The 16,306-nt window shown below is 73.0% G+C and carries 1 protein-coding gene (only partly in view); it reads left to right on the top strand.

Annotated elements, in window-relative coordinates; translation table 11 throughout:
• The first annotated feature begins 51 nt into the window (after positions 1-51).
• Positions 52-16,306, top strand: the 5' end (the start) of a protein-coding gene (locus tag AABA78_RS16515) for a non-ribosomal peptide synthase/polyketide synthase (RefSeq protein ID WP_338264019.1). The gene runs 20,885 nt beyond the window's last position; 16,255 of the gene's 37,140 nt are visible here — the first part of the coding sequence; its start codon is at positions 52-54; its stop codon lies off the right edge, out of view.

The following is a 16,306-nucleotide window of genomic DNA, read 5'->3' as shown; positions in this document are numbered from 1 at the left end:
CATGGACGGCCCCCCGTGCCCGACTTCTCGCGAACCCTTCCTGGCGTCCTGTTGAAGCTTGTCCATGGGCCTTCCGCCCATGCGCCGCTCTATACCTTCCTGGGAGACGGCGACGGCGAAGAGACCGTCTGGAGCGCGGCGGATCTGGACGTGCGCGCGCGGAGGATCGCGACGGCGCTGCGTGAGCGGGGCGCGGTGGGCGAGCGCGTGCTGCTCCTGTACCCGCCGGGGCTGGACTACGTCGCGGGCTTCTTCGGCTGTCTGTACGCGGGCGCGGTGGCGGTGCCCGCGTATCCGCCGGATCCGATGCGGCTGGAGCGCACCCTGCCCCGCCTGCGCGCCATCATCCAGGACGCGAGGGCGTCGGTGGTCCTCACCACGTCCGGCATCCTGGAGCTGTCGGACTTCGTCTTCGAGCAGGCGCCGGACTTCCGCGCGCTGCACTGGATGGCGACGGATGCGCTGCCGGAGGGCGGTGAGCGGGACTGGGTGGCGCCCGAGGGCGTGGGGGCGGAGTCGCTCGCGTTCCTCCAGTACACGTCCGGGAGCACGGGCACGCCCAAGGGCGTGATGCTCACGCACGGGAACCTGCTGCACAACCTGTCGCTGATCCACGGCGCGTTCCAGGCGCGGGCGGACAGCGTGGGCGTCATCTGGCTGCCGCCGTACCACGACATGGGCCTCATCGGCGGCATCCTGGAGCCGCTGCACGGTGGGTTCCCCGTGGCGCTGATGTCACCGATGGCGTTCCTCAAGCGGCCCATGGCGTGGCTGGAGGCGGTGTCGCGCTTCGGGGGCACCATCAGCGGCGGGCCGAACTTCGCGTTCGACCTGTGCGTGCGCAAGAGCACGCCGGAGCAGCGCCAGGCGTTGGATTTGAGCCGGTGGGAGGTCGCGTTCTGCGGCGCGGAGCCCATCCGCCCGGAGACGCTGGAGCGCTTCATGGAAGCGTTCGGTCCCAGCGGCTTCCGGCGCGAGGCGTTCTACCCCTGCTATGGCCTGGCGGAGGGCACGCTCATCGTCTCCGGTGGCGATAAGTCGGCCCCGCCGGTGTCGGTGACGATTTCGGGCGGAGCGCTGGAGCGGCACTGCGCGGAGGAAGTGGGCGCGGCGGAGCCGGGTGCCCGGACGCTGGTCGGGTGTGGCCGGACGCTGGCGGAGCAGCGCATCGCCATCGTGGATCCGGAGACGCTGGAGCGGCGCGCGGCCGGCGAGGTGGGCGAGGTCTGGGTGTCGGGGTCGAGCGTCGCCCAGGGCTACTGGGGCCGTGAGGACGCCACGCGCGAGACGTTCCAGGCGCGCATCGCCCGGGAGGACGGCGGGCCGTATCTGCGCACGGGCGACCTGGGCTTCCTGCGGCCGGATGGCGAGCTGTACGTCACCGGGCGGCGCAAGGACCTCATCATCCTGCGTGGCCGCAACCACTACCCCCAGGACCTGGAGGCGACGGTGGAGGCGGCGCACGCGGCGCTGCGGCCCGGTGGTGGCGCGGTGTTCGCGGTGGAGGTGGCGGGCGAGGAGCGCGCGGTCGTCGTGCAGGAGATCGACGTCCGGCGGCTGGGGGACCTGCGGAAGCAGCTGGAGGTGGCGGACGTCGCGGTGGGAGCCATCCGGCAGCGGCTGGCGGAGTCGCATGAGGTGCAGGCGCACGCGGTGGTGCTCATTGAACCGGGCAGCCTGCCCAAGACGTCCAGCGGCAAGGTGCAGCGGCACGCGTGCCGTGCGGCCTTCCTGACCGCGACGTTGCAGGAGGTGATGGCGTGGCGGGAGGAGCTACCGGGTGGCGCGGTGTCGTCGTCCGAAGCTCCCCTCCCTTCGGGTTCCAGCATGGTTTCCGGCAACGGGACCGCCGCTGAGGACTCCGGTGCATCCGGGCCCCTGGCTTCCACCGGGAGGGTCGACCTTCCTGGAGCCATCAGGTCATCCGCAACTGGCGCGGGTTCCGGCACGCGCGATGCGTTGGGCGTTTCGGGTTCACACGCATCCCTCGGTGCGGGCTCTGGAACACGCGAGGCGGTGACCAGGCGCGATGTGGTGTCCCTGGCCGCGAATCCGGACGCGGAGGCTTTGGTTGCGTGGCTGCGCGATGTCGTGGCCCGGCACGTGCGCATGCGCCGTGAGGAGATCGACGTCGAGGCCCCGGTCACGCGCTACGGACTGGACTCGTTGGGCGCGGTGGAGCTGGCGCACGAGGTGGGAACGGGCACGGGCCTGACGGTGCCGATGGAGTGGTTGCTCCAGGGGCCGAGCATCACGTCCCTGGCGCGGCAGCTGCTCTCGCTGCGTTCGTCGGCGGGTCCGGCGTCGAGCACGCTGCGTCGCCGGGACGTCGAGGGTGCCCGGGCCGTGTCGTTTGCTCAGGCGCGGCTGTGGTTCCTCGACAAGTACGCGCCGGGGGACGTGGCGTACAACCTGCCCGCGGCGGTGCGGCTGGAAGGCGAGCTGGATGTGGCCGCGCTGGAGGGCAGCCTCACGGCGCTCGCGGCGCGCCATGACGCGCTGAGGACTTCCTTTGGGGAGCAGGACGGACGGCCCCTCCAGCTCATCTCGAAGGACGCGGTGCTGCCGCTGGCGCGAGTGTCGCTGATGGCCCTGCCGGTGGAGGCCCGCGAGGCGGAAGCCTCCCGGTTGGCCGATGAAGAGGCCCGACGCCCGTTCGACCTGACGCGCGGCCCGCTGGTGCGCGCCACGCTGCTGACGCTGGAGGAGCGCACGCACGTGCTGGTGCTCGTCATGCACCACGCCGTGTCGGACGGCACGTCCATGGCGGTGCTGGTGCGTGAGGTGTCCGCCCTCTACGCGGCGCTGCGCGAGGGCCGGCCTTCTCCTCTGCCCGCGCTGCCGCTGGGATACGCCGACTACGCGGAGTGGCAGCGGGAGTGGCTGGATGGCGCCGCGCTGACGTCGCAACTGGACTACTGGCGCAAGCAGCTTTCAGGTGCACCCCGGTTGCTGGAGCTGGCCACGGACCGGCCGCGTCCCGCCGAGCGTGGGACGCAGGGCGCTCGGGTGCCGGTGGTGCTGGACTCGCGGCTGGCCGAAGCGGTGCGAAAGCTGGCGGTGCGCGAGGGCGTCACGCCCTTCATGGTGCTGCTGGCGGGCTTCCAGGCGGTGCTCGCTCGCCGCGCGGGGCAGGACGACGTCAGCGTGGGCACGGCCATCGCGGGCCGGGGCCGCGCGGAACTCCAGGGCCTGGTGGGCTTCTTCGTCAACACGCTGGTGATGCGCACGCGGCTGTCCGGCGCGCCCACCTTCCGGGAGCTGCTGGGCCGGGTGCGCGCCACGGCAATGGGCGCGTATGCGCACCAGGACGTGCCCTTCGAGAAGCTGGTGGAAGCACTCCAGCCCACGCGCGAGCGCGGGCACACGCCCCTCTTCCAGGTGATGTTCATCCTCCAGGGCGCGCAGGTGGGCGCCCCGGTGCTGCCGGGCCTCCAGTCGCGGCTGGTGGAAGTACACCCCGGCACGGCGATGTTCGACCTGACGCTCTCGCTCGCCGAGTCCCCCCGGGGCTTCGAGGGCTGGCTGGAGTACGCCACTGACCTCTTCGACGCGGACACCGTGGCCCGCCTCGCCGGGCACCTGCGCGTGCTGCTGGAGGCCGCGGTCGCGGACCCTTCACGCACCGTGGACGCACTGCCTTGGCTGGACGCCTCGGAAGCGGAACACCTGCGCGCACTGTCACGGGGACCCGACATCGAGTACCCGTCGGACGCCACCGTCTCCGCGCGCTTCGCGGCGCAGGTGGCCCGCACCCCTGATGCCGTGGCGCTCGTCGCTGGCGAGACGCGGCTGACCTACCGGGAGCTGCGCGCGCGGGCCCGGGCCCTGGCGCACACGCTGAGACAGCGGGGCGTGGGGCCGGAGTCCGTCGTGGGACTCTGTGTGGACCGCACGGCGGAGCTGGCCGTGGGGCTGCTCGGCATCCTGGAGGCGGGCGCGGCCTACCTGCCGTTGGATCCGGCGTACCCGGCGCAGCGGCTGGCCGCGATGTGGGAGGACTCCGGGGCGAAGGTCCTCGTGAGCCCCCGGCACCTGGAGGACGTGGTCGCGGTGCCGACCGAGCGCAGGCTCTTCCTCGACGACGTGGACCCTTCGGTGGGCGGGGACTTCGTGCGGTCCGCGAGTGACGCGCGGACGCTCGCTTATGTCCTCTACACATCCGGTTCGACGGGGCGGCCCAAGGGCGTGGGCGTGCCGCACCGGACGGTGATGAACTTCTTCCGCGCGATGGATGCGCACGTCGCGCCGTGCCCGGGCACGTGGCTGGCGATGACGAGCATCTCCTTCGACATCTCCGTGCTGGAGTTGCTCTGGTCCTGGACGCGCGGCTTCCAGGTGGTGCTCGCGCCAACGGGCCTGGAGCCCGCCGCGCTCGCGGAGACACTGGAGCATCACGCCGTCACCCACTTCCAGTGCACGCCGTCCTACGCGCGCGCCCTCGTGGAGGAGCCTCGCGCGCTGCACGCGCTGAGCGGTCTGCGGCAGCTGCTCGTGGGCGGCGAAGCGCTCCCGGGTGGCCTTGCCACGCTGTTGTGGGCTCACGTCCCGACCCTGCTCAACATGTACGGCCCCACCGAGACCACGGTGTGGTCGTCCATGCATCGCGTCGAGGCGGCCACGACAGGAACGGTGTCGCTGGGACGGCCGCTGGCGAACACCGGGCTCTACATCTTGGACGCCCGGCTTCAGCCGGTGCCGGTCGGTGTCCCGGGTGAGTTGTTCATCGGCGGTGAAGGCGTGGTGCGCGGCTACCTGGGCCGCGCGGACCTGACGGCCGAGCGTTTCGTGCCGGACGCGTTCCGTGACGAGCCGGGCACGCGGATGTACCGCACGGGCGATCGGGCGCGCTGGCTCGCGGATGGGACGCTGGAGTTCCTGGGCCGCATCGACCACCAGGTGAAGCTGCGCGGCTTCCGCATCGAACCGGGCGAGATCGAGGCCGCGCTCCGCACGCACCCCGAGGTCCGCGAGGCCGTGGTCGCCGTGCGCGAGGACGTGCCCGGCGAACAGCGCCTCGTGGCCTACGTCGTCCCCGCCTCCGTGGACGCGGACGCGCTGCGCGAACACCTGCGCTCCCGCCTCCCCGGGTACATGGTGCCTGCGGCCGTCGTCGGCCTGGGCGCCCTGCCCCTCACGCCCAACGGCAAGGTGGATCGCCGCGCCCTGCCCGCCCCCACGGCCGCTCCCACCACCGGGGATGCCGGTCCCCTGACGCCGCTTCAGGAGAAGCTGGCCGCGCTGTTCCAGGACGTGCTGCACGTGGAGCGCGTGGGCGCGCACGATGACTTCTTCGCGCTCGGGGGGCATTCACTGCTGGCCACCCAGCTCATCACCCGCGTGGGCGCCCGCTTCGGCGTGGACCTGCCCGTGCGCGCGCTCTTCGACGCCCCCACCGTGGCGCGGCTCGCGGAGCGCATCGAGGCGCTTCCCTCGCGGCATCCCGCCGACCCCATCCCCACCGTGTCCCGGGACGGGGCGCTGCCGCTGTCGTTCGCGCAGCAGCGCATGTGGTTCCTGGACCGGCTGGAGCCCGGTCAGGCCCTCTACAACATCCCCCTGGCCCTGCGGCTCTCCGGTCCCCTGGACGTAGAGGTGCTGCGCCGCACCTTCGCGGAGGTCGTCCGCCGGCACGAACCACTGCGCACCACGTTCGAGGAGCGCGATGGCCAGCCGCTCCAGCGCATCCACGCTCCGCCCGCGGAGTGGCCGCTCCCGGTGGAGGCCCTTCCCGAAGGCGACGCGCGCGAGGCCACCCTGCGGCAGCGCATGCGCGAGGACGCGACGTGGCCGTTCGACCTGGGCACGGGCCCGCTGCTGCGCACGCGGCTGCTCCGGCTGGCTCCGGACGAACACGTGCTGCTGCTGTGCATGCACCACATCGTCACGGATGGCTGGTCCATGGGCGTGCTGGTGCACGAGGTGGGCAGCCTCTACTCGGCGCTCGCGGAGGGACGGCCGTCGCCGCTGCCGGCGCTGGAGGTGCAGGCCGCGGACTTCGCCGCATGGCAGCGCCAGCAGGGCGACTCCGAGACTTCGCGAGCCCACCTGGGCGCGCTGCGCGAGTCCCTGAAGGACGTGCCCGTGCTCACCCTCCCCGCCGCGCAGGGGCTGCCCGGGACGCGGTCGACGCGTGGGGACACGCACGTCTTCACGCTGCCCGCGGCCCTGGTGCGCTCGCTGGAGCAGGTGGGCCGCGCGCATGACGCCACGCTGTTCATGGTGCTGATGGCCGGCTACCAGGCCGTGCTGTCGCGCTACTCCGGGCAGGACGACTTCGCCGTGGGCACGCCCGTGGCCCACCGCACCCGGCCGGAGCTGGAGCCCCTCATCGGCGTGTTCCTCAACACGCTGGTGCTGCGCGCGCGCCTGGACGGAGCGCCCCGCTTCTCCGCGCTCCTGGACCGCGTGCGCGAGTCCTCCCTGGCCGCGTTCGCGCACCAGGACGTGCCCTACGAACAGCTCGTGGAGGCGGTGGCGCAGGCGCGCGGCGGCGACCGGACCCCGCTGTTCCAGGTGATGTTCGTGCTGCAGAACGCACCGCTGTCCGCGCCGGCCCTGCCTGGCGTCCGCGTGGAGCGGCTGCCCACGTCGACGGAGACCGCGCGCTTCGACCTCATCCTGTCGCTCACCGCGCAGGACGGGGGGCTGGAGGGCACGCTCGAATACAGCCGCGACCTCTTCTCCGCGGACGCCGCGGCGCGGTTCGCCAACCACTTCCGGGTGCTGCTGGAGGCCGTGGCCCGCGAAGCCTCGACGCCCGTGCGCCTGCTGCCCCTGATGGACGCGGCGGAGCGCGAGCAGGTGCTCAACGACTTCAGCGCGCCGGACGTCCGGCCGCTGCGCGAGCCGCCCCTGCTGGACCTCTTCGACGCGCAGGTCCGGCGCGCACCCGACGCCATCGCCGTGGAGCACGAGGGCCGCACGCTCACGTACGCGGCCCTGGATGCGCGCGCGAATCAGCTGGCGCGGCACCTGCTGGCCCGGGGACTCCAGCCCGAAGGCCGCGTGGGCCTTTGCGTGGAGCGCGGCCTGGACCTCGTCGTGGGGATGCTCGGCATCCTCAAGGCGGGCGGCGCCTACGTGCCGTTGGATCCGCTCTATCCGGCGTCGCGGCTGACGTTCATGTTCCAGGACGCGGGGCTGTCGCTGGTGGTGACGGAGCGCTCGCTGCCGGAGGCCGTCCAGGACCGGGCCTGGCCCACGGTGAGCCTGGAGGCGGACCGCGAGGAACTCACGCGCCACGACACGTCCTCTCCGGGCGTGCGGCTGCTGCCCAACCAGCTGGTCTACATCCTCTACACGTCGGGCTCCACGGGCACGCCCAAGGGCGTGGGCGTCACGTACGCCTCCATCGTGCACGTGGTGCGGGACACGAACTACGTCCAGATCACACCGGACGACCGGATGGTGCAGGCCGGGACACCGTCGTTCGACATCGCGACCTTCGAGGTCTGGGGCGCGCTGCTCAACGGTGCGCGGCTGGTCATCCTGCCGCGCGACGTGACGCTGGCCCCGGCGCAGCTGGCTCGCGCGCTGCGCGAGACGGGCGCCACCACGGCCATGTTCCCCACGGCCCTGTTCCACACCGTGGCGCGAGAAGTCCCCGACGCGTTCGCCACGATGCGGGCGGTGTACTTCGCGGGAGAGGCCGCGAACGCGGATGCGATCCGCGCCGTGCTGCGCGCCGGACCGCCGGTGCAACTGGTGAACTTCTATGGCCCCACGGAGATCACCGTGGGCGCCAGCACGCAGGTCCTCAATGGCCTTCCGGAGCACGTCACCATCGTGCCCATCGGCCGGCCGATGACGCGCTGCCGGACGTACGTGCTGGATGCGCACCTGCAGCCCGTGCCCGTGGGCATCCCGGGCGAGCTGTACCTGGGCGGAGACGGAGTGGCCCGGGGCTACCTGGGCCGTCCCGCGCTGACGGCGGAGCGGTTCGTTCCCCTGCCCTTCGGTGACGTGCCTGGCGCGCGGCTGTACCGCACGGGCGACCGCGTGCGCTGGATGGCGGACGGCACGCTGGAGTTCCTGGGCCGCATGGACACGCAGGTGAAGCTGCGCGGCTTCCGCATCGAGCTGGGCGAGGTGGAGGCCATCGTCCGCCAGCACCCGTCGGTGAAGGCCTCGGCGGCCGGGGTGCTCGACGATGGCGAGGGCGATCCGCGCCTGGTGGCGTGGTACGTGCCGAAGGCTCCGCTGGACGCGGCGGAGCTGCGCGCCTTCGTCTCCGAGCGGCTGCCCGCGCCGCTGGTACCCGCCGCGTTCGTGCCGCTGGACGCCCTTCCGCTCACGCCCGTGGGCAAGGTGGACCGCAAGGCCCTGCCCGCTCCGGATGCGCGCTCGGTCGCGGCGGCGCCCGAGAGGCCCGTGCGGATGACGCCCTTCCAGCAGCGGATCGCGGACCTGTTCCGCGACGTGCTGCGGGTGCCGCAGGTGGGCGTGCACGATGACTTCTTCGCGCTGGGTGGCCACTCGCTGCTGGCCACGCGGCTGCTGTCCCGCGTGCGCTCCACGTTCCAGGTGGAGCTGCCCCTGCGCGGCCTCTTCGAGGGCGCCACCGTCGCGGACGTCACCGAGGCGGTGGAGGCCCAGCTCCTCACGCAGACCGACCTGCCGCGCGTGCCCGCGATCCGCAAGGTGGCCCGCGACGGTGAGCTGCCCCTGTCCTTCGCGCAGCAGCGGCTGTGGCTGGTGGAACAGCTCCAGCCCGGTGCCACGCCCTACATCCTGCTGGGCGCGGTGCGGCTGGAGGGCGCGCTGGACGCCGAGGCCCTGCGCCGCGCGCTGGAGGTGCTCGTCGAACGGCACGAAGCGCTCCGCACCACGTTCACGCTGAAGGGCCGCGACCCCGTTCAGCGCATCCAGTCCACACCGGCCTGGACGCTGCCCGTGACGGACCTGGGCGACGTGCCGGCCTCGGACCGCGAGGCGGCGGTGCAGCGGCTGGCGCGGGAGGAGGCGGGCCGGCCCTTCGACCTGGGCACGGGCCCGCTGCTGCGCACCCGGCTGCTGCGGCTGACCCCGTCCCACCATGTGCTGCTCCTGGGCATGCACCACGTCGTCTCCGACGGCTGGTCCCTGGGGGTGATGGTGCGGGAGGTGGCCTCGGCCTACGCGGCCTTCGCCTCCGGCGCGGCCCCGGCCCTGCCCGCCCTGCCCATCCAGTACGCCGACTTCGCGGCGTGGCAGCGCGGCTGGCTCCAGGGCGACGTGCTCGCGGACGAGGTGGCGTGGTGGAAGGAGCAGCTCGCCGGTGCGCCGCGGGTCCTGGACCTGCCCACCGACAAGCCGCGTCCCACGACGCGCTCTCCGCACGGCGCGCTGCTGCCCGTGCACGTGCCTCGCGACCTGACGGACCGCCTGGCGGGGCTCGCCCGCTCCGAAGGCGCCACGCCGTTCATGGCGCTGCTCGCCGTGTGGCAGGCGCTGCTGTCGCGCTACAGCCGGCAGGAGGACCTGCTCGTCGGTGCTCCCATCGCGGGCCGTACCCACGGCGACGTGGAGGGGCTGGTCGGCTTCTTCGTCAACACGCTGGCGCTGCGGGCGCGCATCCGCCCGGAGGCGTCCTACCGCGCGCTGCTGGGACAGGTGCGGGACACGACGCTCGCGGCCTATGAGCACCAGGACCTGCCGTTCGAGAAGCTGGTGGAGGAGCTCCAGGTGCCGCGCGACCTGGGCCGCACGCCGCTGGTGCAGGCCGTCTTCGCGCTCCAGAACGCTCCGGCCGGGGTGCTCGAAGCGCCGGGCCTGAGGATGGAGTTGCTGGAGGTGGACGCGGGCACGGCGCACTTCGACCTGGGCCTGCTGCTCACGGAGACGCCGGACGGGCTGCGCGGCTCCATCGAGTACAGCACCGACCTCTTCGAGCGCGACACCGTGGCCCGGCTCGCCGGGCACCTGCGCGTGCTGCTGGAGTCCGCCGTCGCCGGACCGGACGTGCCGCTCTCCGCGCTGCCGTGGCTCACGCCGGAGGAGCGCCAGCAGGTGCTCGTCGCGTGGAACGACACCGCCCTTCCCTATCCGTCCGACAGCACCGTGGCGGCGCGCTTCGCGATGCAGGCCGCGCGGCAGCCGGACGCCGTCGCGGTGGAGGACGGGGATGAACGGCTGACGTACTCGCAGCTCGATGCCCGGGCCAACCAGCTGGCGCATGTCCTGCGGGCTCGTGGCGTGGGGCCGGACGTGCCGGTGGCGCTGTGCCTGGAGCGCTCCGTGGGCTTCGTCGTCACGGTGCTCGGCATCCTCAAGGCGGGTGGCGCGTACGTGCCGCTGGATGCTTCGTATCCCGCGCAGCGGCTGAGCTTCATGCTGGAGGATGCCCGGCCGCACCTGCTCGTCACCACGCGCGAGCTGCGCGGACGGCTGCACCTGCCGGATGCGTCCCTGCCCTGCCTGTTCCTGGAGGAGCTGTCGCTGGCGGAGCAGCCCGTCACCGCGCCGGAGACCGGCGTGGGGCCGCGCCACCTGGCGTACGTCATCTTCACCTCCGGCAGCGGCGGACGCCCCAAGGGCGTGGGCATCGAGCAGCGCGGCCTGCTGCGCCTGATGCACTCGGCGCCGTACACGCGCTATGGGGCTCGCGATACGGGGCTGCTCTTCGCGCCCGTGTCCTTCGACGGTTCCGTGCTGGAGCTGTGGACGCCGCTGCTGCACGGCGGCCGGCTGGTCGTGTTCCCCGGCAACGTCCCCGCGGGGGACATGGACACGCTGGCCCGCGTGGTGGAGCGCCACGGCGTCACGTTCGTCCACCTGCCCTCCGGCCTCTTCTCGCAGTTGATGGAGCACCGGCCGGACATCCTCGGGCGGTTGCGGGAGCTGCACGCGGGCGGCGACATCATCTCCGCGCCGCACGTGCGCAAGGCGGTGGAGTCGCTGGGCATTCCCTTCACCAACGCGTACGGCCCCACCGAGTGCTCCGTGGTCGCCACCACCTTCACGGTGGAGCGGCCGGAGCAGGTGGCGCTGTCGGTGCCCATCGGCGCGCCGCTCGCCAACACGTCGGTGTACGTGCTGGACGCGCGGCTGCACCCGGTGCCGGTGGGCGTGCCGGGCGAGCTGTTCCTCGGCGGTGACGGCGTGGCGCGCGGCTACGTGTCGCGGCCGGACCTCACGGCGGAGCGCTTCGTTCCGGACGCGCATGGCGTGACTCCGGGCGCGCGGCTGTACCGCACCGGAGACCTGGTCCGCTGGCGTCCGGACGGGACGCTGGAGTTCCTGGGCCGCGCCGACCACCAGGTGAAGGTGCGCGGCTTCCGCATCGAACTGGCGGAGGTGGAGGCCGCCCTGCGCGACCTGCCCGCGGTGCAGGAGGCCGCGGTGGTGGTGCGCGAGGACGTGCCCGGGGACAAGCGGCTCGTCGCCTACGCGATGCCCCGCGTGGGGCACGTGCTGGAGGCTTCGGCGATGCGCGCGGCGCTGCGGCAGCGGTTGCCGGAGTACATGGTCCCGTCGGTGTTCGTGACGCTGACCACCCTGCCCCTCAACCCCAGCGGCAAGGTGGACCGCAAGGCGCTGCCCGCGCCGGACGCCGCGTCCACCGGACGGCAGGGCCGCTTCGTGGAGCCCTCGCACCCGCTGGAGCAGCGGCTGGCGCCTGTCTTCGCCCGCGAGCTGGGCACGGACAAGGTGGGCGCGCAGGACCACCTCTTCGAGGACCTGGGCGCCACGTCCCTGACCGTGGTGCGGCTGGCCGCGCGCCTGCGCGAGGAGCTCCAGCGCGAGGTGCCCGTCGTCTGGCTGTTCGAGCACCCCACGCTCGAAGGGATCGTCCAGCGCCTGGAGCGTGAGTCCCAGGGCCCGAGCGCCGCTCCGCCCGTGGCCCCGGCTCCGGGGCATCGTCCTCGCGAGGCCCCGAAGGCGGGAGCGTCCGGTGGCATCGCCATCATCGGCATGGCGGGCCGCTTCCCCGGCGCGATGACGGTGGCGGAGTTCTGGCGCAACCTGCGCGGGGGCGTGGAGTCCATCTCGCGCTTCTCGCCGGAGGAGCTGGAGCACATGCCCGCCCTGCCGGAGGGGCTGGAGCTTTGGCACCACCCGGCCTTCGTGCCGGCCGCGGGCGTCCTCGGCGGCGTGGATCAGTTCGACCACACGTTCTTCGACATGTCCCTGCGCGAGGCGCGGTTCACGGATCCACAGCAGCGCCTCTTCCTCCAGACGGCGTGGGCCGCGCTGGAGGACGCGGGCATTGATCCGGACCGCTTCCCTGGCGCCATCTCGCTGTACGCGGGCGCCACGGGCTCCGGGTACACAGACGCCGTGCGACAGGCGATGCCGCTGGACGCGGCGTCGTTCATGGAGCTGCACGGCACGGCCACGCACGAGAGCCTGGCGACGAAGACGTCCTTCAAGCTGGGGCTCACGGGTGAGAGCACGCTGCTCTACACCGCGTGCTCCACGGGCCTGGTGGCGGTGCACCTGGCCTGCCAGAGCCTGCGCACGGGCCAGTCCGACGTGGCGCTCGCGGGCGCGACGCGCCTGTCCGTGCCGCAGCGCACGGGCTACGTGCACCAGGAGGGGCTCATCTTCTCCCCGGACGGCCACTGCCGCGCGTTCGACGCGAAGGCGGGCGGCACGCTGTCCGGCAACGGCGTGGGCGCGGTGGTGCTCAAGCGCCTGGAGGACGCGGTGCGGGATGGGGACGCCATCTACGCCGTCATCCGGGGCTCGGCGCTCAACAACGACGGCCGGCACAAGTCCGGCTTCACCGCGCCCAGCGTGCAGGGCCAGGCCGCCGTTGTGTCCCAGGCGCTGGCCAACGCGGGCGTGGCGCCGGAGGCCGTGGGCTACGTGGAGGCCCACGGCACCGCGACGCCGCTGGGCGACCCCATCGAAGTGGCGGCCCTCACGCGCGCCTACGGCCTGGGCGCCGAGCACCGGGGGCGCATCGCGCTGGCGTCGCTGAAGACGAACGTGGGCCACCTGGACACGGTCGCGGGCCTCGCGGGGCTCATGAAGGCCGCGCTGTCGCTGCACCACGGGGAGATTCCCCCCAGCCTCCACTTCGAGCGGCCCAACCCGCAGATCGACTTCGACGCGGGGCCGTTCTTCGTCAACACCACCTTGCGGTCGTGGCCCCGGGGCGAGACGCCCCGCTTCGCCGCGGTCAGCTCCTTCGGCATTGGCGGCACCAATGCCCACGCGGTCCTCGAGGAAGCCCCCATGCGGCAGAGTGGTTCCACCACGCGGTCCCACCAGCTCGTCGTGCTGTCCGCGCGCTCGCAGGAGGCCTTGCAGGCGGCCGCGCGGCAACTGGACGCGCACGTGGCGGAGGGCGTGGACGCGCAGGCGCTGGCGGACCTGGCGTTCACGCACGCCGTGGGCCGCAAGGCGTTCGAGTACCGCAAGGCCTTCGTGGTGAAGGACGCGGCGGACCTGGCGCGGCAGCTGCGCAAGCCGGTGGTCGCGGTGAAGGGCGAGAAGCGCGCGCCGCGCGTGGCGTTCGTGTTCTCCGGCCAGGGAGCGCAGCGGGTCGCGATGGGGCGCGAGCTGGCGGAGGCCTCGCCCCGCTTCCGCGCGCACCTGGACGCGTGCCTCGCGCTGCTGGAGGCGCCGCTGCGGGCGCGCGTGTCGAAGCTGCTGTCGCCCGAGGCCGGCGCGGAAGCCGAGGCCACTGCGGCCCTGGCGGATACGCGCGTGGCGCTGCCCGCGTTGTTCAGCGTGCAGGTGTCCCTGGCGCGGCTGTGGCAGGACCTGGGGGTGACGCCATACGCCGTGATGGGGCACAGCTTCGGGGAGTACGCGGCGGCGTGTGTCGCGGGCGTGCTGTCCCTGGAGGACGCGATGCGCCTCACGGTGGCGCGCGGGGAGCTGATGCACCGCATGCCGCCGGGGGCGATGCTCGCGGTGGCGCTGCCCGTCGCGCAGGTGCAGCCGCTGCTGTCGGGCCGGCTGGAGCTGGCGGCGGTGAACGCGCCGGACCGCTGCGTGGTGTCCGGTCCGGTGGAGGAAGTGGAGCGGCTGGAGGCGGAGCTGAAGGGCCGCAAGGCCGGGGCGGTGCGGATGCCCGCGCCGCACGCGTTCCACTCGGTGGACGTGGAGCCGGTGATGCCGGAGCTGGCGCGGGTGGTGGGGACGCTGCGCCGGTCCGAGCCGACGCTGCGGTACGTGTCCAGCCTCACGGGGACGGTGGCGCAGCCGGGGCAGCTCGCGGATCCGCGCTACTGGACGGAGCAGATGCGCAGGCCGGTGCACTTCACCCGCGCGGTGGAGACGCTCCAGGAGGAGGGCTGCGCGGTGCTGCTGGAGGTGGGGCCCGGTCAGGACGTGACGCCGCTGGTGCGCGCGAACCTGACGCGGGAGGAGAACGGGCGCCGCGTCCAGGCGCTGGCTTCGCTGCGCGTGAGCGGGACGACGACGGAGCAGATGGGCTGGCTCCAGGCCGTGGGCGAGCTGTGGACCGCTGGCGTCGCGGTGGACTGGAGCGCGTTCTACGCGCACGAGCAGCGCCTGCGGATGCACCTGCCCACGTACGTCTTCCAGGAGAAGACGGTCTGGGTGGAGCCAAAGGCGCAAGGCCCGGCGTCCGGCCGCATCACCACGGCGACGCGGTCTCCGGCGCAGGTGAACGGCGCTGAAGCCGTGCGGCCGGATTCCGCGGGGGCCTCTGTCTCCGCGGGTGCGGCCTCCCTCGGAGGAACCGATGGGCTGTCGGGGACCGCGCACCTGAGCGGGGCTGCTCGGGAGGCAATGCCCACCGATAACCGCATCGCAGGGCCGTCGTCTTCGCACAGCGGCGCTGCGTCCTCGTCCTTCGGGACCACCCATGCCGCGACCGCGTCCTTCGGGAACACCCACCCCGCGACCCAGACGGCGACCGCGTTCGCCGGGACGGGTCGCGTGGCGACGCTGACGGAGACCGCTTCCTTCGACGGGCCTCCGTCAGTGACGTCCACCTCCGCCGCCTTCACCCCGTCACAGCCGCAGGCTGACGCCGCATCCCTCACCCCGTCCCAGCCGCAGACCGCCGCCGCATCCCTCGACAGGTCCCAGATGCCCACCGACGCCGAAGACTTCGACGAGCCTGTCACCTCGGCCCCTGCCTCCTCGCAGCCCGTCCGTGACGACGCGCCTCGCGGTGAGGTGGAGGAGCGCGTGGCCGCGCTGTGGCGCGAGCGCCTGGGCCTGGAGTTCGTCGGACGCAACGACGACTTCCTGGAGATTGGCGGCAACTCGCTGACGGCCGCCCAGCTCCTCAACCAGGTGCGTGACGCCTTCGGCGTGAACCTGCCGCTCGCCGCCCTCTTCGAAGCCCCCACCGTCGCGGGCATCGCGGAGCGCCTGGTGCCCCTGCTGCGTCAGGCCCCGCGGGCCCCCGTCTCCGTGGAGCTTCCCCTGGTGCCGTTGCCGCGCACCGGCGTGCTGCCCCTGTCCTTCGTGCAGGAGCGCGTCTGGCGCCTGGAGCAGCACCTGCCCGGCCTGTCCGCGTACAACATCCCGTTCGTCCTGCGCCTCGAAGGCGACGTGAACGCCGACGTGCTGGAGCGCGGCATCCAGGAGATCGTCCAGCGCCACGAAGCGCTGCGCACCACCTACGACGTCGTGGACGGCCGCCCCGTGCAGCGCTTCCACGCGCACATGCGCGTCCCGCTCACCCGCGTGGAGCTGCGCGGGCCCATGGAGACGCGCGAACCCGAGGCCATGCGGCTCGCTCGCGAGGACGCCGCGAAGCCGTACGACCTGGTCAACGGCCCCGTGGTGCGAACCACGCTGGTCCGCCTGGACACGCAACTGCACATGTTGCTGGGCGGCATCCACCACATCGTCAGCGACACGCTCTCCATCGCCCTGTTCGTCCAGGAGCTGGGCCACCTCTACAACGCCTTCCTCCAGGGCCGTCCGTCTCCCCTGCCCCCGCTGCCCGTGCAGTACGCGGACTTCGGCGCGTGGCAGCGCAACAGCATCGCGGGCAACCGCCTGCCCGAACAGGACCAGGGCTGGCGGCAGCGGCTGGCCGGCATGCCGCGCAAGCTGGACCTGCCCACCGATCGCCCGCGCCCCACCGAGAGCCCGCTCACCTCCGCGCGCATGACGGTGGACTTCCCGCCCGCGCTCGCCCGTGAGCTGACGGCCTTCACGCGCCGCGAGGGCTTCACTGGCTACATGACCGTGCTCGCCGCGTGGCAGACGCTGCTGCACCGCTACAGCGGCCAGACGGACGTCATCGTCGGCACGCCCATCGCCAACCGCACGCGGCCGGAGCTGCTGCCGCTCATCGGCTACGTGGCGCACTCGGCGGCGTTCCGCACGCGCTTCACGGACGGGCTCACCTTCCGCGACCTGCTCGCCCAGGTGCGCGACGAAG

This window comes from Corallococcus caeni (assembly GCF_036245865.1).
GTDB classification, from domain to species: Bacteria; Myxococcota; Myxococcia; order Myxococcales; family Myxococcaceae; genus Corallococcus; species Corallococcus caeni.
This window is presented reverse-complemented; position numbering and strand designations above follow the sequence as displayed.